Origin of the sequence: Catenulispora sp. GP43, assembly GCF_041260665.1 — a bacterium.
Classification (GTDB): domain Bacteria; phylum Actinomycetota; class Actinomycetes; order Streptomycetales; family Catenulisporaceae; genus Catenulispora.
In genome coordinates this window covers 140,852-163,453 of the sequence record NZ_JBGCCT010000014.1, presented here as the reverse complement: position 1 = coordinate 163,453, position 22,602 = coordinate 140,852, and the positions used below count along the sequence as shown (strand labels likewise).

At 70.5% G+C, this 22,602-nt stretch carries 16 protein-coding genes; 7 read left to right on the top strand and 9 right to left on the bottom strand.

Translation table 11 applies throughout. From position 1 onward, the window contains the following. Window positions 1–18: 18 nt before the first annotated feature. Entirely contained in the window at window positions 19–573 is a 555-nt protein-coding gene (locus tag ABH926_RS27385; RefSeq protein ID WP_370368665.1) for a SigE family RNA polymerase sigma factor, read from the bottom strand. A gap of 75 nt (window positions 574–648) precedes the next feature. Beyond that, window positions 649–1,941, bottom strand: a complete 1,293-nt coding sequence (locus ABH926_RS27380) for an MFS transporter (RefSeq protein ID WP_370368664.1) — start codon at window positions 1,939–1,941, stop codon at window positions 649–651. 87 nt (window positions 1,942–2,028) lie between these two features. Between ABH926_RS27380 and ABH926_RS27375 the strand changes: the two genes are divergently transcribed. After that, window positions 2,029–3,015 carry a DUF5937 family protein gene (locus ABH926_RS27375; RefSeq protein ID WP_370368663.1) on the top strand — a complete coding sequence of 329 codons (987 nt, stop codon included), beginning with the start codon at window positions 2,029–2,031 and terminating at the stop codon, window positions 3,013–3,015. Here the strand turns inward: ABH926_RS27375 and ABH926_RS27370 are convergent. Next, window positions 3,005–3,976, bottom strand: coding sequence for a zinc-binding dehydrogenase (locus ABH926_RS27370; RefSeq protein WP_370368662.1), 972 nt, complete (start codon window positions 3,974–3,976; stop codon window positions 3,005–3,007). The genes ABH926_RS27375 and ABH926_RS27370 overlap by 11 nt on opposite strands. An 82-nt stretch (window positions 3,977–4,058) precedes the next feature. Here ABH926_RS27370 and ABH926_RS27365 point away from each other — a divergent pair, with 82 nt between their 5' ends. Then, window positions 4,059–4,709 carry a TetR/AcrR family transcriptional regulator gene (locus tag ABH926_RS27365; RefSeq protein ID WP_370368661.1) on the top strand — a complete coding sequence of 217 codons (651 nt, stop codon included), beginning with the start codon at window positions 4,059–4,061 and terminating at the stop codon, window positions 4,707–4,709. On the opposite strand, the gene ABH926_RS27360 is transcribed toward ABH926_RS27365, so the two are convergent. Then, complete coding sequence (locus ABH926_RS27360) at window positions 4,706–6,667, bottom strand: glycoside hydrolase family 30 beta sandwich domain-containing protein (protein ID WP_370368660.1); 1,962 nt, start codon at window positions 6,665–6,667, stop codon at window positions 4,706–4,708. The genes ABH926_RS27365 and ABH926_RS27360 overlap by 4 nt on opposite strands. A 164-nt stretch (window positions 6,668–6,831) precedes the next feature. On the opposite strand from ABH926_RS27360, the gene ABH926_RS27355 reads away from it, so the two are divergent. Together ABH926_RS27355 and ABH926_RS27350 are read left to right on the top strand one after the other, a co-directional pair. Then, window positions 6,832–7,860, top strand: coding sequence for a LacI family DNA-binding transcriptional regulator (locus ABH926_RS27355; protein WP_370368659.1), 1,029 nt, complete (start codon window positions 6,832–6,834; stop codon window positions 7,858–7,860). A gap of 192 nt (window positions 7,861–8,052) precedes the next feature. After that, a complete protein-coding gene (locus tag ABH926_RS27350) occupies window positions 8,053–9,963 on the top strand; it encodes an RICIN domain-containing protein (protein ID WP_370368658.1) in 1,911 nt (636 codons plus the stop codon). A 108-nt stretch (window positions 9,964–10,071) separates the two neighbouring features. Here the strand turns inward: ABH926_RS27350 and ABH926_RS27345 are convergent, their stop codons facing one another. Further along, window positions 10,072–10,290: a hypothetical protein gene (locus ABH926_RS27345; RefSeq protein WP_370368657.1), complete on the bottom strand. Its 219-nt coding sequence runs from the start codon at window positions 10,288–10,290 to the stop codon at window positions 10,072–10,074. A gap of 234 nt (window positions 10,291–10,524) precedes the next feature. On the opposite strand from ABH926_RS27345, the gene ABH926_RS27340 reads away from it, so the two are divergent. Both ABH926_RS27340 and ABH926_RS27335 read left to right on the top strand, forming a co-directional pair. Continuing rightward, complete coding sequence (locus ABH926_RS27340; protein ID WP_370368656.1) at window positions 10,525–14,094, top strand: cell wall-binding repeat-containing protein; 3,570 nt, start codon at window positions 10,525–10,527, stop codon at window positions 14,092–14,094. Window positions 14,095–14,164: 70 nt separating this feature from the next. Continuing rightward, window positions 14,165–15,361 (top strand): NAD(P)/FAD-dependent oxidoreductase, encoded by a 1,197-nt coding sequence (locus ABH926_RS27335; protein ID WP_370368655.1) that lies wholly within the window; start codon window positions 14,165–14,167, stop codon window positions 15,359–15,361. Here ABH926_RS27335 and ABH926_RS27330 read toward each other — a convergent pair. The 3 genes from ABH926_RS27330 to ABH926_RS27320 all read right to left on the bottom strand — a co-directional run bounded on the left by ABH926_RS27330 (window position 15,358) and on the right by ABH926_RS27320 (window position 19,388). Beyond that, window positions 15,358–16,185, bottom strand: a complete 828-nt coding sequence (locus ABH926_RS27330; protein WP_370368654.1) for a hypothetical protein — start codon at window positions 16,183–16,185, stop codon at window positions 15,358–15,360. The two genes, ABH926_RS27335 and ABH926_RS27330, sit on opposite strands and share 4 nt — an antisense overlap. Before the next feature lie 81 nt (window positions 16,186–16,266). Beyond that, a complete protein-coding gene (locus tag ABH926_RS27325) occupies window positions 16,267–18,087 on the bottom strand; it encodes an amidohydrolase (RefSeq protein WP_370368652.1) in 1,821 nt (606 codons plus the stop codon). Then, window positions 18,084–19,388, bottom strand: a complete 1,305-nt coding sequence (locus ABH926_RS27320; protein WP_370368651.1) for an alpha/beta fold hydrolase — start codon at window positions 19,386–19,388, stop codon at window positions 18,084–18,086. Before ABH926_RS27320 ends, ABH926_RS27325 begins: the two co-directional genes overlap by 4 nt. Window positions 19,389–19,671: 283 nt before the next feature. On the opposite strand from ABH926_RS27320, the gene ABH926_RS27315 reads away from it, so the two are divergent. Continuing rightward, window positions 19,672–21,585, top strand: coding sequence for a hypothetical protein (locus ABH926_RS27315; RefSeq protein WP_370368650.1), 1,914 nt, complete (start codon window positions 19,672–19,674; stop codon window positions 21,583–21,585). Window positions 21,586–21,650: 65 nt separating this feature from the next. Here ABH926_RS27315 and ABH926_RS27310 read toward each other — a convergent pair whose 3' ends face one another. Beyond that, entirely contained in the window at window positions 21,651–22,409 is a 759-nt protein-coding gene (locus ABH926_RS27310) for a hypothetical protein (protein ID WP_370368649.1), read from the bottom strand. Between the last annotated feature and the right edge of the window lie 193 nt (window positions 22,410–22,602).

Below are 22,602 nucleotides of genomic sequence, written 5' to 3'. Positions count from 1 at the left end.
TCGGGAATCGGGAATCGCTCAAGAACGGGCGAGCTCGGCGAAATCGTCGCCGAGCCGCTCACGCACCCGCGCCAGCGCTCGGGAACAGCGCGAGCGAACGGCCGTGTCGGACAGGTTCAGCCGCGCCGCCGTCTCGGCGACGCTCAAGTCCTCCCAGAACCGCAGCACCAGCACCGCGCGGTCGACCGGGGGCAGCGAGCGCAACGCCTCCAGCAGCGCCATGCGGAGCGGGACGTCGTCGTTTCGCGCGGGTTGGTCCCCCGCGCCGCCCAACCCGCCGCCGACGGGACGTTCGGAGTTGCTTCGTTTGCGCCGCGCCGACATGAACCGGTTGACCAAGGTGGTCTGCGCGTAGCCGACCGGGTTGTCCAGCCCGCCGATGCGCTGCCACTTTCGGTACAGCAGCCCGAAGGTCTCCTGAACCAGGTCCTCCGCGGCATGTGTGTCCCCGCCGGTGAGCAGGCAGGCGGAACGGAACAGCCGCGCTCCGCTGGCCGCGACGAACTCCTGGAAGTCCAGGGCCGGGCCGTCAGCCTCCGGCGTGCCGCGACTCCCGCGCTGTATGAGCCTCATATCCGATCAACGCCGCGAGAGTACCGAACTGTGGCACGCGACATCCCTTCCGCGAGCACTCGCAGTTCCAAGCCCTCACAGCAGCCAACTCGCCATCCATCCCCCGGTGAGCATCGCTGCTCCCCCGGCCACGGCCATGGCCGGCCCGGTCCCGGCCAGACCGGCGACTGCGCCCACCAGCACCGGCCCGATCCCTTGCAGCGTCATCATCCCGGAGCTGAGCAGGCCGAACGCCTGGCCCTGGTTGTCGGCCGGCAAGACCTCGAGGAACCGGCGCTGCAAGCCGATCGCGTAGGAGAACCCTGTGCTGGAAGCCAGCAGCAGCAGGGCACAGACAGACGCGGACGGGTCCGCAGCAAGGCCCAGCAACGGCAGCCCCAACCACACGGCCAGCGGGACCACCAACCTCTCGCGCGCGGCGGGGCGCAGCATGCGGCCGACGACCAGATCGCCGACCAGCATCCCGGTAGGCCCGCACGCCATGAGCAAGCCGTAGGTCCCGGCGGCGAAGCCCCGCTGGCCCGCGTATGACACGATCAGGCCCTCGGCGCCGGCCATGAATCCGCTGGGCAGCCATTGGGCCAGGTACAGACGGCGCACCGCGCGGTCGCGCAGCAGCCGCCGGGCACCGGACCAACTCGCCGCCATCACCGCTCCCCGCGGCCGGCCCTGTGCCCCATCCAGCGCCCCACCAGGCAGGCTCCCCGGCGCCGGCCGATCAGGCAGCCGGAGCCACACCGCCGTGGCACACCCGGCGTTCAGCGCAGCGGCCAGCAGCAGCGCCTGGCTGGTGCCCAGCGCCGCGACCGCCGCGCCGCCGACGGCCAGCCCGACCAGCTGCGCGCCCGAGGAGGCCATGTTCAGCAGCGAGCGCCCCAGGACGTAGGCGTCGCCGGTCAGGAACTCGGCGGCCAGGCGGCTGGTCGCCCCGCCGAACACCGGGGCCAGGACGGCGACCGCGCCGACCAGGCCGAGTGCCGCGGCCGTCGGCATCGGCACCGTCCCCAGCACCGCCGCCGCGGCGCACTGCAGCAGGAAGCCGACGGTCAGCAGTGGCCGGGGCCGGAGCCGGTCGGCCAGGGCGCCGAACAGCATCGAGCCGGGCAGTTGCGGCAGGAAGCCGATACCGAAGGCCAGCGCGCTGAGCAGCGGTGAGTGCGAGGCGGTGAAGATCAGGACGGACAGGGTCGTGATGCGCAGCGTCTCGGCGCTGATGCCCAGGATCCGGGTCGAGAACAGAAGGCGGAACTGGGGTTGGCCGAACACGTCCCGGTAGGTCGTGCGCCGGTGGGGCGGGCTCGGGACGGCGGTGACGGCTGCGGCGCTGTCGGCTGCGTCGCTGACGGCTGCTGCGGTGACGGATTCCATGGCCGCACACTGGCCCGGCCGCCATCGCACGGCGAGAGATTCGTCGCTGGACGTAAGCCCGGCTCGCGCCGACGTAGCCTGGTCGGTGTGATCCGCTTCGAGGTCGGCACCGAGGACCTGCTGCACAGCCGCTTCGCCATCTCCCCGGCGTTCGAGCTCGATTCGCTGCTGCGCCGCCTCGACCGCGGCGGCCGACTGCCGGTGGCCTCGGCGGCCCGGTTGCGCCCGGCTTTCGAGGGCCTCCGCCGCCATACCGAGCTGGACGCGGTCCTGGCTCTGCAGGCCGGCTGGATGGGCGCGGACTTCCTCGCGCCTCCCCCGGCCGGCCTGGCCCAGACCTGGGAGGACGATCTCGCGACGATCAGGGCGACCCCGCTGGCCCAGGCCCGGGCCGAGATCGCCGGCTGCCTGGCCGCGCGTCCGATCAGCGATCCCCGAGCGCTCGCCCTGCTCGACGCCCCAGACGCGGTCCCGCGCCTGGCCGAGGCGCTGGACCACGCCTGGCGCACGCTCATGGCGCCGGACTGGCTCCAGCTGCGCGCGCTGTGCGAACGCGACGTCGTGCACCGCGCGGGCGTCCTGGGCCGGGCCGGCTGGGCCGCCGCCATCGCCGACCTGCACACCTCGGTGCGCTGGCACGAGGACGGCATCGAGGTGTCCGGCATGGGAGCCGAACAGAAAGTGATCCCGCTCGCCGGCAGCGGCCTGCTCCTGGTCCCCTCGGCCTTCAACTGGCCGCGCGCCGCCACCTACACGTCCGGCGAGTGGCCCAAGACCCTGATCTATCCCGCTCGGGGTATCGCAGTGCTCTGGGAACATCCCGCACCGTCGCCGCCGGGGGCCCTGGCGGACTTGATCGGCCGCAGCCGCGCGCGCATCCTGCTCGCCCTGGAGAGCCCGGCCGGCACCACCCACCTGGCCCGCACCCTGGGCATGACGACCGGCGCGGTCGGGGACCACCTGGCGGTGATGCGGCGGGCCGGGCTTGTCGACCGCGCCCGCGACGGCCGCGTCGTGCTCTACGCACGGACGGCTGTCGGGGACGCGTTGGCGGCTTCGGCGCTCACGGCGTGAGGACGATACGGCCGAAGACCGTGCCTTCGTCCATCCGACGGTGCGCCTCAGCAGCCTGATCCAGGCCGAGCACCTCGTGAACAACAGGGTGCAGGCGGCCGGCTGCGGCATCGTCGAATTGCTCGGCCAGCACAGCCTTGCGCGCGGCCATCGGGATCGTGTCGAGGCTGAAGGTCGCGAACGAGCGCGACTGCTGGAAGGACCGGATCAGGGGCATCCCGAAGTCCTCGGGCGGCATGCCCCCCACGACGCCGACGACGACCATGCGCCCGTTGGGGGCGAGCCGGTCGATGAAGGCCGGAGTCTCGGGTCCGCCGACGATGTCGATGATGACGTCGAAGAGGTCTGAGTCACCGTTCCCGCCGTTCCCGCCGCGCCCGGCGCGATCGAGGACGAGCGTCGCGCCGAGTTCTCGAAGCCGTCGTCCACGCTCGGCGGACGATGTGGTGACCGCGACAACGCTTGCGCCACCCCGGGACGCGAGTTCCACCGCCGCGATGCCGATGCTGCCCGCCGCACCGCGTATGAGCACTGATTCACCCGCGGTGAAGTGCGCGTGCCTGAGCGCGAAGTGGGCGACCGGAGCCGAGGAGCCGAGTGTGACGGCGTCGATCGAGGAGAGCTTGTCGGGCAGCACAGCGACAGCGTCGAGACCGACGACGGCCAGCTCCGCGTAGCCTCCGCTCGTCCCGGTGAACGCCCACACCCGCCGCCCGAGCCATGACGGATCGACCCCATCCCCGAGCGCGGTGACCACCCCGGCGACCTCGCTGCCCGGGATCAGCCCCTCGGCGAACCCGAAGGCACCGAGAGCCCCGCGACGGATCACCACATCGACGCCGCCGACCCCGATCGCCTCGGTTCTGACCACCACCTGCCCGGCGGCAGGCGCCGGCTCGGCGATGTCGCGCACCGCCATCCCGGACGGGTCACCGAACCGCTCGATCACGACCGCGCGCATGTGAATCTCCTTCTCCTTGCCGTTGACCAGGTACGCTTCGAACGTAACGGACGCCGGCGTCCGCTTAGCGGAAGTGAGAACGATGACCGGAGAAGTGACTCACAAGGCGCCGCCGCTTCGTGCCGACGCCCGCGAGAACCGCGACAGGATCCTCGACGCCGCCCGAGCCCTGTTCGCCGAGCACGGCCTCGACGCCTCGATGCGGGAGGTGGCCCGGCACGCCGGAGTGGGCCCGGCGACCCTCTACCGGCGCTTCCCGACGAAGCAGGCCCTCATCGACGACGTCTTCGCCGACGAACTGCGCGCCTGCCAGCAGATCGTCCTCGACGGTTGCGCCGACCCGGACCCGTGGCGCGGCTTCGCCTCCGTCGTGGAGCGACTCAGTGTGCTGAACGTTCAGAACCAGGGTTTCGTCGACGCTTTCATGGCGGCCAACCCAGGCTCCCCCGCGTTCGCCCACCACCGCGCAGACCTCCTGCGCCGCATCCGCACGCTCACCACCCGGGCCAAGCGCACCGGACAGCTGCGGCCCGACTTCGTCCTCGACGACCTCAACCTGTTCCTCCTGGCCTGCCGCGGCCTGTCGGGCACCGCCCCCGCCAACAGGACGCCCGCCGCACGCCGCTTCGCCGCGCTCGCCCTGGACGGTTTCCGGGCGAGCGAGACGAACGGTGTCCTGCCGCGGCAGCCTCGGCTGGTCGCGGAGGTGCTTCGCGTGCCTCAATACGGTTAGCGCGTGTAGGCGCGCACGTCGGCGACGCTCCACCAACTCCCGCTGGCGGCGGTGAGGGTCAAGCGGACGTACCGGATCGGTGCTCCGGCCAGATCCGCCGTGGTGAACTGGCCGGTACCGGCTCCCGAAGCGGCGGTCGTCCAGGTGACGCCGTCCCTGCTGGTGGTCACGGCGTACCCACGCGGGTAGTCGCCGGTGGACGCTCCGGTGTCGAAGACGACCCGGCGCGCAGCGACCGGCTTGCCGAAGTCGACCTGCAGATACTGGCCCGCCGCCTGCGCGGTTCCCGAGGAGTAGCGGGTGCTGGCGTCGGCGTCCACGGCGTCGGCGGCCACGTCCGCGGTGCAGCACGGATCGGTCGGGCCGGGCGGGTTCGCGGTCGCGTGCCAGCCGGCCGGATCGACTTGACGCAGAGCATTGACACCCGGGATGCGGCCCTTCCACGTGAACGTGGCCAAGGCGCCGCCGGGCAGCGTGTAGGTGAAGCTCTGGTCGCCCTCCCGCACCGCGAAGGTCTGCGGGTTGTCGTTCTCGTTGTGCGCGACGAGCACGGTGCCGCCGTCGGGGTTGCGGAACGCGACGTCCATGACCTGGCCGTTCCAGCCGGTGGTGCCGAAGGACGTGCTGGCGATGCGCACCGCCCCGGGTTGGACGAACCGGGCCAGGTGGCCGAGGGTGTAGTACTCGGCGTTGTCGGTGACGGTGTCGCCGGGCCCGACGGTGACGACGCCGGTGCAGGTGCCGCAGCCGCCGACGTGCGGGCCGCCGCTGGGGTCCAGGGCGAGGTTCCAGTTGATGACGGTCTCGGCCCAGCCGCGGGTGGCGCCGATCGTCAGGTTCCGAGTGTGCCACTTCAGCGTGTCGGAGAAGGTGTTCGCGGGGTCGCTCGACTGGCTGCCGGAGCACTCGGTGAAGTAGATCGCCTTGTCAGGGAACTGATTGTGGAACGCGGCCATCGCGCCCGGGTCCCCGCTGTAGCAGTGGAAGGCGACGCCGGAGACCCACTTCGCGGCCGGCGAGCTGAGCACGTTCTGCGGATAGGCGTCGATGTCGGCCGTCTCGTCGGGCGGGGTGGCCGCGACGTCGTTGGGGTGCTCGGTCCAGTTGTGGTCGTAGGCCAGGATCTGGGTGTGCAGGTGCGCCTCGCGCAGCATCGGCCCGAGGTCCTCGATGACCTTCTCCTCCTGCCACGACGGCATGTCGGTGCCGGGATAGCCGGACGGGGTCCGGTTCTGGGGCTCGTTCTGCACCGTGATGGTGTCGACGGGCACCCCATCGGCCTTGTAGGCCTCGACGAACTTCAGCAGATACAGCGCGTACGCGTGGTAGACGCGCGGATCGTCGATGAGCCGGCCGCCGACCAGCGAATCGCCGGTCTTCATCCACGCCGGCGGGCTCCACGGGGTGGCCACGATCTGCAGGCGGGGGTTGATGGCCTTGGCCTCCCGCAGCAGCGGCAGGATCTGCGCCCGGTCGTGCGCGATGGAGAAATCCCGCTGCGCGTAGTCGGTCTGTCCGGCCGGCAGGTCGTCGTAGGTGTAGGCGGCGGTCGCCACGAAGTCAGAGCCGCCGATCGGCTGGCGCAGGTAGTCCAGGCCGTCGCCGGCCACCGGGTCGAACAGCGAGCGCATCGTCGCGGTGCGGGCGGCGGGCGAGAGTTGGGAGAGCACGGTCGCGGAGGAATCGGTGATCGCCGCGCCGAAGCCCTGCATGGTCTGGTAGGTCACAGTGGGATCGACCACCACGGTCGGGGCGGTGGCCGGCGTCGCGCCGAAAGCGACGGTGCCCTTGTCGGCCAGGCGGTTCGTGCCGTCGGGGGTCGTGAGCCATACGTGGGCCGCGACGGGCTTCGCGCGGGCGGTGTCGGCGGCGTCGGCGGCGGAGGCGACCGGGACGATCGAGCAGGCCGTGACGACGAGGCCGCCGATCAGGGCCGGCGCTGAGAGTCTGTGGGGCATGGAGGATCTGCGAGGCATACGGCTGTCCCCTCTCGAGGATGTAACAACATGTAACAGTGGTGAAACATCGCTCTGAGGAAACCAACGCTTCCCCTGCCCTGTCAAGGGATGCCGACACGCTGCGGGACATGGATATGCTGCGCGAGTGAAACGGGATGTAACGCATGGCTGACGCGGCTCCGGCCCGGCGGGCGAAGGCGACCGTCCGGGACATCGCCGCGGCCACGGGGGTGTCGATCGCGACCGTGTCCCGGGTGCTCAACGACCACGCGAACGTCGCCCCGGCGACCCGGGATCTGGTGCAGCGCACGGTCGAACGGCTCGGCGCGCAGGCCGGCGCGGGGGCGGATCCCGAGGCGCAAGGGGCCGTCTACCTGCGCTGCCCCTACACGCTGACCGACTACTTCGGGCTGATCGTCTCCTCGATCGCCGAGAGCCTGGAGCCGCATGACAGGACTTTGATCCTCGACGCGGGCGAGATCTCCCAGGCCGCGACCGTGCTGCCGACACTCGCCGGCCGCAGCGGGGTCGCCGGCGCCATCATGATCCTGCCGCCCGAGCCCGACGAGCAGCTGGTCGCACTGCGGGCGCAGGGCTTCCCGTTCGTGGTCGTCGACCCGCGCGGCGAGGTGCCCCGGGACATCGCGGCGGTCTCGGCCGCGCATCTGGCCGGCGCGCGCAGCGCCACGCATCATCTGCTCGCCGAAGGCCACCGGCGCATCGGCGTCATCGCCGGGCCTGAGGAGTGGCTGGCCGCCCGCGACCGACTGGCCGGGCACACCTCGGCGCTGGCCGACGCCGGGATCCTGCCCGATCGGGAGCTGGTCCGGTCCGTCGAGCCGACAGTCCGGCAGGGGCACCAGGCCGCGGGCGAGCTGCTCGACCTGCCCGCCGCCCCGACCGCCCTGGTCTGCTTCAACGACAAGACGGCCATCGGGGCCATGGCCGCCGCGGCGGACCGCGGCCTGCGGGTGCCCACCGATCTGTCCGTCACCGGGTTCGACGACATCGACCTGGCCCAGGCCGCCAGCCCGATGCTCACCACCGTCCGCCAGCCGCTCGCGGAGATGGGACGGATGGCCGTCAGCCTGCTGATCCGGCTGATCGACCGCCGGCCGGTGGACGCCCTGCACGTGGAGCTCGCCACGGAACTGGTGGTGCGCGGTTCCACCGGCCCGCGCCGCGCCATGTAACGCTTCTGTTTCACCAGCCGCCGTGACCGAGCTTGTTGCGGAACTCGCTCCGACCATTGACAGCGTGTCACGTCACTGCTTTCCTCCATGCCAACGGCCGTTACATAGCTGTTTCATTTGTTACAGCACGGGGTGAAGGAGGATCACGCGGAGATGTTCGGCAGCAGGCACAGCAGACCCCTTGCGGCTTCCTTGGGAGCACTCGCCCTCGTCGCCGGGGCGGCCGGAAGCCTTGTCGCGCCGCATGCGGCGGCAGCGGCGACGGCCGCGACGGCGGTGTCGGTGTGGGAGACCACCGCGGACCGGAGCCAACTGCTCAGTCCGCAGGCAGGCACGACGTTCGCCAGCGGCGCCGGCTCGGCAAGCCAGACGATCACGGTCAACCCCGGGACCGCCTACCAGAGCATGACCGGCTTCGGCGCGTCGTTCACCGACTCGTCGGCGTGGCTGGTCGCGAACTCGCCGCAGCGCTCGTCGATCATGACGAAGCTGTTCGATCCCACCCAGGGCATCGGGCTGAGCTTCCTGCGGCAGCCGATCGGCGCGTCCGACTTCTCGTTGTCGCAGTACAGCTACGACGACATGCCCGCGGGCCAGGCCGACCCGTCGCTGGCGCACTTCTCGATCAGCCACGACAACGCCTACATCATCCCGGTCCTCAAGCAGGCGCTGCAGCTCAATCCCGCGCTGACCGTCATGGGCACGCCCTGGAGCCCGCCGGGCTGGATGAAGTCCAGCGGGTCGATGGTCGGCGGCTCGCTGAACGCCTCCGACTACCAGACCTACGCGAACTACCTGGTCAAGTTCGCCCAGGCCTACCAGGCCGCCGGCGTCCCGGTCGCCTTGCTGACGCCGCAGAACGAGCCGGAGTACTCGCCCTCGAACTACCCCGGCTCGACGCTGACGGCGTCCCAGGAGACCAGCCTGATCGGCGGCGACCTCGGGCCGGCACTGGCCTCGTCCGGTGTGGCGACGAAGATCATCGGCTACGACCACAACTGGAACGACCCCTCGTTCCCCGAGACGATCCTCGGCGACTCCACGGCATCCCAGTACACGGCCGGCACGGCGTGGCACTGCTACTCCGGCGACCCCAGCGCCCAGAGCACGGTCCACAACGCCTACCCGGGCAAGGACACGTACTTCACCGAATGCTCGGGCTCGCAGTCCTCGAACCCCGCCAACACCTTCGCCGACAGCCTGGACTGGCAGACCGAGAACCTGATCATCGGCGCCACCCGCAACTGGGCCAAGACCGTCGCGACCTGGAACGTCGCCCTGAACCCGGGCGGCGGCCCGAGCATGAACTGCACCACCTGCACCGCGGCGGTGACCGTCGACAACAACGCCGGCACCGCGACGTACAACGCGGAGTACTACGTCCTCGGCCAGGCCAGCAAGTTCGTGAAGCCCGGCGCGGTCCGCATCGACTCGAACACCTTCGGCTCGGGCAACATCGAGGACGTCGCCTTCCGCAACCCCGACGGCTCCAACGCCCTGGTCGTCCTCAACGCGGACACGGCCAACGCCCACACCTTCAACGTCGCGGAGAACGGCCAGTCCTTCACCTACACCCTTCCGGCCCGAGCCGTTGCGACCTTCACCTGGCCCCAACTGACCTCCGGCGGCGGGGGCGGGACCGGCGGCATCGACCCGACGAAGTGGTACGAGGTGGTGAACACCAACAGCGGCCTGTGCGCCGACGCCGCCGGCTGGGGCACCACGGACGGCACGGCGGTGCAGCAGTGGGTCTGCGGCAGCGGCGGCGGCCAGGCCAACCAGGAATGGCAGTTCCGCGCCACGAGTAACGGTTACTACCAGGTGGTGAACCGCAACGCCCCGAGCGAGGCGTGGGACGTGACCGGCGGTCAGGGCGCTACCGGCGACGGCACGCCGATCCAGCTCTGGACTGCGGGCGGCGGGACGAACCAGCAGTGGTTGCCGACGCAGGTGGGGAGCGCGTACACGTTCACGGCGCGGAACAGCGGCACGGAGTGCCTGGACGTGACGAACCGCGGTACGACGAACGGGACGCGGCTACAGCAGTGGACGTGTACAGCGGGGGATACCGCGCAGGAGTTCACGTTGGTGCCGGTGGCTTGATGTCCTGATGTCCTGATGTCCTGAGCGGGCGCTCGACACGCCGGTGGCCCGGACCTGATCAGGTCCGGGCCACCGGTCGTCTCGAAGGTGCAGGCACTCGGAGGCGGATCAGAGGCCGTACTCGATCGCGGTGGCATCCGGAGACACCGCGAGGCCGTACTCGATCGCCGTGGCGTTCGGCGAGATCCCGAGGGCGTACTCCACCATGCTGGCGTTCGGCGCGACGGTCCCGGCGGCGACGGCTGCGTGCGAGGGCGCGGCGGTCATCATGACCGCGATGCCCGTGGCGGCAGCCATCCCGCCGAACCGCTTGAAGACAGATCTCATGCCGGTCTCCTATACGGGTTCAGGTGGTCATCACCTCGACGATAGCCCAGCTCCAATATCAGAGTTCTGTCAGCGCCGCGCGGACCGATTCGGCGCATCGCGAAGACGGACCGCGCCGCCAGATCCCCGGGAGGATTCACCTGTGTTGACTCAACTCCCCCGCGCCCTATAAGACTTGGGAACATTTTCAACGTCACCGCCGGTCAGTCGGCGTGTTCCAGGAGAGGGACAGCCATGCCGACACACCGATCCCGCATAGCCGCGCTGGGCGTCACCGCGGCCGTCGTCGCCGCCGGTATAGCCCAGCCCGAGGCGGCCAAGGCCGACGACACCACCGTGTCCGTCGACAACGCGCGGACCGGCTGGGACCAGCACGAGCCCGGCCTGAGCCCGGCCGACGTCTCAGACCCCAGCTTCGGCCAGATCTTCTCGACCACGGTCGACGGCCAGGTCTTCGCCCAGCCCCTGGTGGCCGGCGGCACGCTCGTCGTCGCGACCGAGAACAACAAGGTCTACGGCCTGAATCCGCAGACCGGCGCGATCCAGTGGACGCGCTCGGACCTCGGCCCGGCCTGGCCGGCCTCGTCGATCGACCCGCCGACCGGCTGCGGGGACCTCGGGCCCACGATCGGCGTCACCGCCACGCCGGTCTTCGATCCGGCCAGCAACACCGTCTACTTCACTTCCAAGACCTACGCCGACAACGACCCGACCCAGGCGAGTTGGCTGATGCACGCGATCGACCCCGGCACCGGTGCCGAGCGGTCGGGGTGGCCGGTCACCATCAAGGGCTCGCCGAGCAACGACCCCTCGACGCCGTTCGACGCGTTCCACGAGATGCAGCGCCCCGGGCTGCTGCTCATGGACGGCGTGGTCTACGCCGCGTTCGGCGCGCACTGCGACTTCACGCCGTGGCACGGGTACGTCGTCGGCGTCGACGCCACCTCCGGGCATCAGACCGCGATGTGGACCTCGGAGACCAACGACGCCGGGAGCGGCGCCGGCATCTGGCAGTCCGGCGGCGGCCTGGTCTCCGACGGCGACGGACGCATCATCCTGGCCACCGGCAACGGAGTCAGCCCGAAGGCCGGTCCCGGCACCAGCCCGGGCGGCCACTTGGCCGAGTCGGTGGTCCGGCTCCAGGTGGGCTCGGACCGGTCGCTGTCGGCGGTGGACTTCTTCAGCCCGTCCAACAACTCCACGCTGGATCTGAACGACACCGACTTCGGTTCCGGCGGTCCGTCCGCGCTACCGGACAGCTTCGGCACCACCAAGGTGCCCCACGTGCTCTTCCAGGAAGGCAAGGACGGCCGGATCTTCCTGCTCAACCGCGACAACCTCGGCGGCATGGGACAGGGCCCCAACGGCACGGACGCCGCCGTGCAGACCATCGGCCCGCTCCCCGGCGGCCTGTGGGGGCACCCGGCGGTGTGGGGCGGCGACGGCGGCTACGTCTACCAGGTCGGCAACCAGCAGCCGCTGGTCGCGCTCCAAGCCGGCGCGACCGCGGACGGCGAGCCCACCCTGACCCAGGCCGGGACCAGCACCGACTCCTTCGGTTTCACCAGCGGATCGCCGATCGTCACCTCGAACGGCGCGACCTCCGGCAGCGCCGTCGTCTGGGTGGTGGACTGCCCGAGCGGCTCGTGGGGCAGCGGCGTGACCGGTGAGAACGCGACTCTGAACGCGTACTCCGCGGTCCCCGACGCCCACGGCACCCTGGACAAGCTGTTCTCGGCACCGATCGGCCGCGCGGCCAAGTACTCGGTCGTGGCCACCGACTCCAACCGCGTCTACGTCGGCACCCGCCAGACCGACCTGGTGGGGAAGGTCATCGGCTTCGGCAAGCCCGCGACGACGCCGTTGACCTCGTCCTCGGCGGCGTTCGGACCGGTCGAGGTGGGGTCTGGCGCCCAGAAGCAGGTGACGCTGACCGCGACGAAGCCGGTCACGGTGACCGGCGCGACCGTCAACGACTCGCCGTACACCGTCGACACCACGCCGCTGGCATCGCCGGTCTCGCTGAACACCGGCGACCACCTCACGCTCAACGTCACCTTCACCCCGACCGCCGCCGGCGCGGCGAACGGGATCATGACGGTCGCGACCAGCGCCGGCAGCGTCGGCGTGGCCCTGAACGGCACCGGCCTGACGAACGGGCTCGGGGCCTCGCCGAGCCCGGTGCAGTTCCAGAACGACCAGCCGACCGGGACGCAGCAGACGATGGCGGTCCGGATCTGGAACACGGGCTCCGTGGACGAGACGATCCAGAGCGTCACGCTGCCGGGCGCCCCGTTCACGGTCCAGGGGCTGTCGCAGGGCACGATCATCGGCGTCGGCAAGTCGGTCTCGGCGACGATCACCTTCGCCCCGACCGCCGCCGGCTCGTTCAACGACCGGCTGACCGTCGTGTCGACCAGCGGCACCCTGAACGTCCCGCTCACCGGTGGGGCGGTGTCGGGCTTCGGGAACCTGCAGATCTCGCCCTCCTCACTGAACTTCGGCAACGTCGCCGTCGGCGCCACGGCGACCGTGGGCTTCGACGCGACCAACACCGGAACGGCCCCGCTGACCATCTCGAAGGCGAAGGCGCCGACCGGCGTGTTCACCACCGCGCTGCCGATCTCGGAGGGCCAGGTCCTCGGACCGGGTCAGAGCATCCACGTGGACATGACCTTCACTCCGACCGCGGCCGGCCCGCAACAGGCCCAGTACGAGATCACCCCGGCCGACGGCCAGGGGGCGATGTACGTCCAGATGAGCGGCAACGGGGTCGCTTCCGGCAGCCCCGGCGGCAACCCGGGCAATCCCCCGGCCGCCGGCGGCAATCCCACGGTCGCCCGGCTGTCCGGCGACAACCGGTTCCTCACCGGCGTCGCCGTTTCGCAGTCGCACTGGGCCAACGCCGGCGGCGACTCCTCCGGCCGGCAGAAGGCGAACGTCGTCGTGCTCGCCCGCGGCGACCAGTTCGCCGACGCGCTGGCCGGCGTGCCGCTGGCCGCCAAGGCCGGCGGCCCGCTGCTGCTCACCGACCCGGCCGCGCTGACGCCCGCGACCCTCACCGAGATCAAGCGGGTTCTCGGGACGAACGGCGGCCAGATCGACGTCCTCGGCGGCGCCCAGGCGATCTCCCCCGCCATCGTCAGCCAGCTGACCCGCCTCGGCTACAGCGTGAACCGCTTCGCCGGCGCCGACCGCGACCACACCGCCCTGGACATCGCCGAGCGTGGCCTCGGCAGCCCTCAGCACGTGGTCCTGGCCACCGGACAGGACTACGCCGACGCCCTCGCCGCCGGCCCGTTCGCCACCGGCGCCGCCGCGACCGCGAGCGGACCGGCCGCCGTGATCCTGACCGACGGCAAGACCCTGGCACCGGACGTGCGGGCGTTCATCGCGAGCCGGGTCGCCCAGTCCTCCCAGGCCGCACCCGCGGCGTGGGCGATCGGCGGCCAGGCCGTGACGGCGGCGGCCGGCCTGCCCGGCTACGTGAAGCCGCTGGCGGGCAGCACCCGGTACGACACCGACATCAAGGTGGTGCAGGCCGCCATGGCCGCCGGAGCCGTCCACCAGCTCGGCGTCGCCACCGGCACCGGCTTCCCCGACGCCCTGACCGGCGGCGCGCTGACCGCGGCCACCGGGGGCGAGCTGGTGCTGGTGCCGTCCACGCTGCCCCAGGAGACGGCGGACCTGCTCAGCGCTCTCCGGCCGCAGCTGACGTCGGTGGACCTGTTCGGCGGGACCGCCGTCATCAGCCCGGTTCTGGCCGGCCAGGTGACGGCGGCGGTGAACGGCAGGGCTCAGTAACCTGATTCGCTGAAGCCCTGGGCTAGGGTTCCGGTATGACGTTCCGCACCGAATCACCCGGAACCTGAGCATGTACGACGTCATCGTCGTCGGCGCCCGCTGCGCCGGCGCCGCCACCGCGCTGCTGCTGGCGCGGCAGGGTGTCAGGGTCCTGCTCACGGACCGGGCCGCGTTTCCCAGCGACACGGTCTCGACGCACCTGTTGCATCCCACGGGGGTGGCGCGGCTGCGTTCGTGGGGGCTGCTGGAGCCGTTGCTGGCCGGCGGGTGTCCGCCTATCGAGAGCATCAGCTTTCGGGCGGCTGATGACCTGGTTCTGCATGGGGCGCCGTATGCGTGTGACGGGGTCGCGATGTCGCTGGCGCCGCGGCGGACGGTGCTCGACGCGATGCTGGTCGAGGCGGCTGGGGCGGCGGGGGCTGAGGTGCGGGTGGGGGCTTCGTTTCAGGGCGTGGTCTGGGAGGACGGGCGGGCTGTCGGGGCCGAGTTCGGAGGGCGACGTGCCTTCGCCGAGCGGGCTGCGCTGGTTGTCGGGGCGGATGGCCGGCATTCGGCTGTGGCCCGCCAGGTCGGGGCGAAGACTGTTCGTGACGCCGGTACCTTCGGCTGCCAGTTCTATGGCTACTGGCGCGGTCTGCCGGATGTCGGCACCCAGATCTTCGTCGGCGGCGGCCAGGCGGTGCTGGCGTACCCCACGCACGACGGGGACCACCTCGTCCTGGTCGGCTGGCCGCACGCGCGGTTCGCCGAGGTGCGGCAGGACATCGACCGGCACTTCCTCGCCGCGGTCGCCGCCGGCGCCCCGGCGATCGCCGAGCACCTCACCGACGCCGCCCGCTCCGGGCGCATCACCGGCTCCGGCGACCTGGGCAACTACGTCCGCGAATCGTCCGGGCCGGGGTGGGTGCTGGTCGGGGATGCCGCGACGGCGAAAGACCCCGTTACCGCGCAGGGCATCGGCGACGCGTTCGCGCAGACCCAGTCGCTGGCCGACCGCCTGCCCGCGGCGCTGGCCGCGGGCCCGCGGGCGGTGGACGCGGCGACGGCGGCCCACACCGCCGACCGGGACCGGGCCGGCGGCGCGGCCTTCGAGACCACTCTCACCTTCGCGATGGGCGGCAACTCCGCAGCCCTGCTGCCGGCGCTCCGCGCGATCGAGTCCCGCCCGGATCTGATCAGCATGTTCTACGGCATCTACGCCGGGCAGGTCACGCTGGAGGAATTCGTCGCGGCGGCGGGACAAGGCGCTACGGACCCAAAGGCCTAGCCTCGGCGGCCGGGCAGCCTTCCCCGCTTCTTCGTCGAGATCGAGACGACCGAATCCTTCTCAGTACTCCGATACTCGCCATACGTCACCCGCCGCACCAACTCCGCATCAGAGCTGCCGGGCAGGCTTCCGTAACCGGTGGCCGACCAGATCGACCGGTCGTGGGGTACCACGAAGTAGGGCACCTCGACGAGAGCTCGCGACCTACGCCCCGTCTTGACGCTGACCGCCGCCGGCAAGATGTCCAGCGGGAGGTTCGCCTGGGCGCGCTGCCGGCACTCGGCGCACATCGGAACCATCGATCCCGGTCCCGAGGGTCGCCCCGAGGGTGAGTTCCGGCGTTGCCGCTTCTTCGGTTTGTGGGACGCGTCCGGCCCGGCATGGGATGCCGCGCCGTGCATTGGGTTGTAGAAACAGCGGCCGCGCCGGTGCGGAGACTGCTTGCCCTCGTGCCGCGCGTTCGCGACGGCGAAGTGGGTCAGAGCGATATCGAGCAGTGCCGACACACCGGCGAGCTCCACCGGCTCCGCGGCCTCGTCGAACAGCTTGCCGGCGGCCGCGTACGCGTCGAGGGCCAGGCGGTATTCGCGGACCGCCTGCTCCTCGTCGTCGCGCAGACTCAGCTCCGAGCCGGCAAGCCGCTCGCCCACTTCGACCAGATGCGGCTCCAGCCGGATGCGGATGGCTCCGCACAGGACGGCCCAGCGTGCAGGGTCGACGCGCCGCAGGGTGATGGTCTCCGGCTGCTTCTTCATCGGGACCGGGCGCGGCCGACCGGCGTCGGCGGAGCCGTCCCACAAGTCACCGATCCAGAACTTTCGCATTCTCGCGCCGAAACCAGCGGGCTTGCGCCCCGATGCGGTGTTCTTCTTACCCCCGTTCACAGGCCAAGGCTAAGACATCGATCAACAGGCCGGGCGGAACGGGACGAGGACGGGCTCCTCCGACGCCTCGGCGGCGAGCGCGTCCACAGTAAGCGCGTCGGCTGCCTCGAACGGCATACGCACCCCGCGCCGAATGGTCTCGACGACCTTCAGACGCGCCCATTCAGTGCTCGCGTACGGATCCTCGAAGTCGAGCGGGCAGTGGTTCAGGACCACGAGGTCGGCCTGCTTGCCGACCTCGATGGTGCCTTTGCGGTGCTCCTCGAAATACTGGTAGGCGGCGTTGACGGTCAACGACCTCAGCGCGTCGCGCACCGACACCCGCTGGTCCTCGCCGAGGATCTCGCCACGGCCGCGGGTACGGCGGGTCACCTGACTCGACAGGACCCTGATGGAGTCCGGCAGAGCCACCGGGGCGTCGTGGTGGGAGGTGTAGCGCAGGCCCTTGGCCAGCGCGCTGGCAGCCGGCGAGATGTTCTCCGCACGCGGCGAACCCAGAACAACGTCCTGATACCAGTCGCCCCAATAGAAAGTGTGCATGGAGAAGAACGAAGGGATGATGCCCAGGCGGGCGAACTCCTCCAGCTGGTCCTCGCGCGCGGTTTGGGCGTGGATGGCCACCGGGCGCCGGGCGGCGGCGTCCGGTTCCCCGAGCTCCGCGCAGACCGCTTCGATCGCGGCGATGTACTGGTCGATGGCCGCGTCGCCGTTAACGTGCGCGATGACCTGCCAGTCGTTGGCGAAGGCGCGGCGGACCTGACCGACGACGACATCGAAGTCCTCGATCGCGGGATAGCCACAGGGCAGGTCGTCCGGCGGCTCTTTGTACGGCTCGGTCAGCCAGGCGGTACGGCCCTGGGGCGAGCCGTCGAGGAACATCTTCACCCCGGCGCAGCGCAGCCCGCGGACGTAATCCCGGCTGACACCGAGGTCGGCGTCCCCGACGGCGGCGGCGCTGATGTACACCACCACGTCCACCTGCCAGGGCGGGAGCGGGAAGGCGCCCGCCGAGCGCATCGCGGCCAGGATCTCCGGCGTGGTGCCCCCTTCCTGCACGGTGGTGAACCCGAACCGGTTGGCCACCGCCCGGCCGGCTTTGAAGAACCCGGCGGCGATCAGGGGATTGAAATTGGCCGGCCGGCCGTCGGCAGCGGCGGTCCGGAACGCCTCGGTGTTGGCCAGGGTGAACGCCGCCTCCTCCAGGACTCCGCTCGGGGTCCCGTGCTCCGGGTGCTCATCCTCACGCCGGATGACGCCGCCCTTCGGGTCCGGGGTGTCGGCGCTCATTCCGAGTTCCTGAAGGCCCACCGTGTTGACCGCGCCGAGGTGGAAGGACTGGTGAATGGCCAGCACCGGCCGCGTGGTGCTGACCCGGTCCAGATCCTGGCGGGTGGGATGGCCGCCGATGATCGCGTCGTCGTACCCGAAACCGATGATCCAGCGGGAGCGGCCGAGCGGCTGCGCCGGGCCGTAGGGCGGGTTCGCGTCCCGCCATCGGGACAGCCTCTCGACGACGTCGTCGAGCCGGCCCACGTCCCCGTCCGGCGCGGCCAGCAGATCGGCCACGGTCGCCTGCAGCCCGATTCCGCCCAGGTGGCTGTGCGGGTCGATGAACCCGGGAAGCAGGGTCCTGCCTTCCAGATCACGCATGACGGTCGCCGGCCCGCGCCAATCGCGCTCGGCGTCCTCCAGCTCGCCGACGAAGACGATGGTCTCCCCGCGCACCGCCACGGCCTCCGGACGCGGCGAGGAGTCGTCGTCGGGCTCGGCCATGGTGATGATCTGCCCGTTGAAGTAGATGCTGTCGGCGACTGCCGACGCCTCGGTTCCGGTGGTGCTCACGACAGCCCTCCGAGCCAGTCGATGATCGCCGCGATCTCGCCGTCGTCGACGAGCAGGGCGAAGTGGTCGCCGAGCGATGCGGGGTCCGGCTCGCCGACGAGGACCCCGTAGAAGACCTCTGCGACCGATTCCGGACCGTTGATCCTGCGGAGCTGGGAGATGAGCCTCTCCGTCTTGGTTGCCTTGACCCGCTGGTCCCCGCGGGCTTGGGAGATGCGGATCGGCACCCCGATCTGCTTGTCCGGGGTGAAGCCCTCCACCTGCTCCCAATACGCGGCCCAGGCCTTGGCCCGCTCGCTTCCGGGCAAGGCCACCTGGGACCGGAACAGGCTGCCGTCCGGGTCCTTCGGATCGAACGGCGGCCGATCCATCCAGAACTCGTCCAGGCTCAGTTCCGCGCGGGACTTGGTGTCGAAGTCCGCGCGGTACTTGGTCTGTGCCGCCGGCTGGAAGATCTCGTCCGCGGGGATGTCCGGGTTGCCGCCGAAGACCCCGTTGCTGAAGAGCACGTAGAACCCCCCCAGGTCGCCGACCGGATCGGGGAGCCCGTAGGCGGGCAGCAGGCCCTCGGGGTCCATCAGGGTGCCGCCCTTGAGGTTGGAGGCCGGTGCCAGCGCGGCGACGCCGACGAGGTCGCCCTGGGTGGGGTAGGGGTTCTCCGTCCGGCTCGCCAGGTGGGCCGCGAACAGCGCGGCCTGTCCGCCCTGGGAGTGCCCGACGATGGCGTACCGCTCTGACAGCGCCGGTTGATCGGTCCGGTCCGCGAGGTCTCGCGCGGCCGGAACGATGTCGAGCACACCCCGCCCCTCGGATTCGCCGAGCAGGAAGGGGTGGTTGCCGCGGGTGCCGAGCCCTTCGTAGTCGGTCATGGCCACGGCCCAGCCCGCCCGCAGGAGGGCGCCCAGCAGCTTGTGCGGAGCCTTGTTGATCTTACGGAGCAGGCCCAGCCCCTCGTCCTCCAGACTGGCCGGCACGTGGCAATCCATGGACGGCGCGCAGATGTCGGCGCTCCCGACCGTGCCGTGCGCCCAGGTGACCACGGGCCATCCGTCGTCCGGCGCCGGCCCCTCCGGGAACGCGACCAGACCCGACACCGCGATCGGCTCTCCCAGGCGGGCCTTCGTCCCGCTGGTGGATTCGTACAGGACCCGGTACATCGCCCCCGCGCCCTCGACGAGAGCGCCGTCGCCGTCGGCGAGCGGCTCGTGGCGGATCAGGGTCCCGGCGCGGCCGGAGACGTCCTCCTCGGTCTCGATGTAGAACTCGACTCGGGGTTCGCGCGGCACGAAGTCGTTGGCCATCGAAGGCCTCCCTGTCTATCACAGAGGTCTGATATCGCTCTGATACCGCAGATCCTGATGACGTCCGCCGACCGGGTCAAGGGCCGGACCAGGACGCCCCACCAGCGCGATCGTGGCGCGTGATGGCGTTGCGCTGCGCCGCGCACGCCGGCGGCACGCGCGGCGCCCGGCACCTGCGGTCAGCCAGAGGACATCCCTTGACAGCACAGTCAGCACACGAGTTCACTCTCGTCCCTGAAAGCGCTCTCAGGCATTGGCATCCGCTACGAAGGCAAGGTGGAATGTGATCAGACCTGAACGGCTCCTCGCTCCGCGCACCATCAGGCGCGCGGGCCGGGCTCTGGCAGTCGCCGCGGCGGCGCTGGGCCTGGTGACGGCCTCGGCCCTCACCGCTACGGCATCCGCACCCGGAAACGCTTCCGGAAGCACCGCGCACCAGAGCTCCGCGACATCCGTGCCGGCCACCGGCGGCGCGCTCGGGCCGAACGTGATCGTGTTCGATCCGACGATGGCGCAGGCGTCGATCCAGAGCACGCTGGACACGATCGCGGCCCAGCAGGTGCCGAACCAGTTCGGCACCGCACGGTACGCCTTGCTCTTCAAACCCGGGACCTACGGGTCCGCCGCCGATCCGCTGGTCTTCCAGGTCGGCTACTACACCAGCGTCGCGGGCCTGGGCCTGACTCCGGACCGGACCGTCATCAACGGCTCGCTGGACGTGTACAACCAGTGTCTGGGCAGCCAGAGCAACTGCAACGCCACCGACAACTTCTGGCGGTCGGTGACGAACCTGACGATCAACGTCGCCGGCGGGAACGGCTGCCAGGCGAACACCGAGTTCTGGGCGGCCTCGCAGGCCGCCCCGCTCCGCCGGGTCGTCGTCAACGGCAACGTCAGCCTGATGGACTACTGCGACGGCTCGCCGGACTACGCCAGCGGCGGCTTCATCGCCGACTCCCGGTTCACCGGCGGTACCGTCATCAACGGTTCGCAGCAGCAGTACATCACCCGCGACACCGACCTCGACGGCTGGACCAACGGCGTCTGGAACCAGGTCTTCTGCGGGGACCCCGGCGCTCCGGCCCAGAGCTTCGCCGCGAACTCCGGAGACCCCGGCGGCCCGGCGCCCTACACGACGCTGGCCACGTGCCCGGTGACGAAGGAAGCCCCGTACCTCTATCTCGACGACTCCGGCCAGTACCGGGTCTTCGTCCCCTCGCTCCAGAAGAGCTCGAGCGGACCGACGTGGGCCGCGGGCCAGACCCCCGGGACCTCGCTGCCGCTGAGCAGGTTCTACGTCGTGAACGCGGCGAGCACCGTCGCGCAGATCAACACGGCGCTGCTGCTCGGCGACGACCTCCTGTTCACCCCGGGCGTCTACGACGTCCCGCGGACGATCCACGTCCTGTGGCCGAACACGGAGATCGTCGGACTCGGCTTCCCCACCCTGGTCCCGACCAACGGGAACGTGACGATGGACGTCGCGGACACCGGCGGCACCACCCTGTCCGGCCTGATCTTCGACGCCGGACCGGTCAAGTCGCCGGCCCTGCTCGACGTGGCACCGCTCCCCATCCCCGTGAACCACGCCGCGGACCCGATCTCGGTCGACGACGTGTTCTTCCGGGTCGGAGGCGCGACGGCCGGCACGGCGACCGACGCCTTCGTCGACAACAGCGACGACTCCATCCTCGACGACGTCTGGATCTGGCGCGCCGACCACGGCGCGGGCGCCGGGACCTGGACCTCGGACCAGTCCGACACCGGTTTGGTCGTCAACGGGAACGGCGTCACGGCCTACGGGCTCGCGGTGGAGCACTTCCAGAAGAACGAGACGGTCTGGAACGGGCAGCGGGGCACCGTGGTCTTCTTCCAGAACGAGAACCCGTACGAGGTTCCGAATCAGGCCTCGTGGATGGCGAGCCCGACACAGAACGGCTATCCGGCGTTCTTGGTCGGCGACCGCGTCAAGACGTTCCAGGGCTACGGCATGGGCAGCTACACGTTCTTCAACCAGGGGGTGGACATCCAGAACTCGATGGCGTTCCAGGCGCCGACGGCGCCCGGGGTCCAGTTCCACGACATCCTCACGGTGTTCCTGACGGGGTCCGGCGGCATCCAGTCGGTCATCAACGGCAAGGGCGCCGCGGTCAGTTCGGCGTTCGTGGGGCCGAGCGACGTGGTGTCGTATCCGTAGCAGGGGACTGAGGATCGCAGGGTAGGTTCGGGCCAGGTCGCTTTGGGGCGGCCTGGCCGGGACCATCAGCTTTGCAGCTTCTTGAGAGCGACCGCTCCGAGCGAGGACGACATGATGGCCGCGTTGTGTTCGGTGGTCTGCAGCGTCGTCAGCACCATCACGGTGGATCCGCTGCGAACTATCAGCGTGTCCGAAACGAATCGAGCCAAGCCGCCGTCAAGGTCATTGGCGGTCCGGACCATCAGACTCTCGTCCCCGAGCGCCGGTGCCTGTGCCTGTGCCGCTGCCGCTGCCGCGGCGAGGCTGAACGTCACGGTCATATCGGTCGAGTTCTGGGGAGCCGAACAGCGGCCGACCAGTTCACGCACCTTGGCCATCGCCTGGCGAGCGCCTTCACCCGCGTAGGAATACAGCAGCTCGGTACCCTGTATCCCCGATCGATCGATAGTTCCCGCCGGCGTGGCGGCACCGCCTCGACCACCGATCATCTCCGATGCGGCCGCCGCCGGGGAACCGGCACTCTTCAGGAACGTGAGACCGTCGATCATCGCAGAGCAGTCGAACGCCTCCGTGCTGCTCGAACCGGCGCTGGGCGCTGTGTCGGACGGCCCGCTCGGCGCGGGAAAGGCCGTCACGTGCCACGCGGCGTCGGAGACGTCCCCGGCGGCGAGCAGCCGGGCGCTCAGTTGGGTATCCGTCAACGGTGCAGATGGGGCGCTCGGATGCCCGTTCGCTGCGGGCGCCGATTTCCCTTGCGCGCACGCCCCAGCCGCAACCATCAGCGACAATGCCGCGACAGTGCGGATCATCACGTTCTTAACCACGCTTATTGCACCCCAAGCACCAGAATTCACTGGCACGAGGACGACACCAGCAGAAGAAGCGTGCGAAGAACATCAGACGAGCGGCGCCGCTCGCAAGATCGAAACCCCGGCCAAACCGGACCTAAAGCATCGGACCCACCACCACTCGGCACCCCAGTTATCGAATCGTTATTCATAAACTGACAGCAAAGTG

Coding starts and splice junctions, on each gene's coding strand:
- ABH926_RS27385 (WP_370368665.1), bottom strand. CDS start 573: ATGAGGCTCATACAGCGCGGGAGTCGCGGCACGCCGGAGGCTGACGGC.
- ABH926_RS27380 (WP_370368664.1), bottom strand. CDS start 1,941: ATGGAATCCGTCACCGCAGCAGCCGTCAGCGACGCAGCCGACAGCGCC.
- ABH926_RS27370 (WP_370368662.1), bottom strand. CDS start 3,976: ATGCGCGCGGTCGTGATCGAGCGGTTCGGTGACCCGTCCGGGATGGCG.
- ABH926_RS27365 (WP_370368661.1), top strand. CDS start 4,059: ATGACCGGAGAAGTGACTCACAAGGCGCCGCCGCTTCGTGCCGACGCC.
- ABH926_RS27360 (WP_370368660.1), bottom strand. CDS start 6,667: ATGCCCCACAGACTCTCAGCGCCGGCCCTGATCGGCGGCCTCGTCGTC.
- ABH926_RS27355 (WP_370368659.1), top strand. CDS start 6,832: ATGGCTGACGCGGCTCCGGCCCGGCGGGCGAAGGCGACCGTCCGGGAC.
- ABH926_RS27345 (WP_370368657.1), bottom strand. CDS start 10,290: ATGAGATCTGTCTTCAAGCGGTTCGGCGGGATGGCTGCCGCCACGGGC.
- ABH926_RS27340 (WP_370368656.1), top strand. CDS start 10,525: ATGCCGACACACCGATCCCGCATAGCCGCGCTGGGCGTCACCGCGGCC.
- ABH926_RS27335 (WP_370368655.1), top strand. CDS start 14,165: ATGTACGACGTCATCGTCGTCGGCGCCCGCTGCGCCGGCGCCGCCACC.
- ABH926_RS27330 (WP_370368654.1), bottom strand. CDS start 16,185: ATGCGAAAGTTCTGGATCGGTGACTTGTGGGACGGCTCCGCCGACGCC.
- ABH926_RS27320 (WP_370368651.1), bottom strand. CDS start 19,388: ATGGCCAACGACTTCGTGCCGCGCGAACCCCGAGTCGAGTTCTACATC.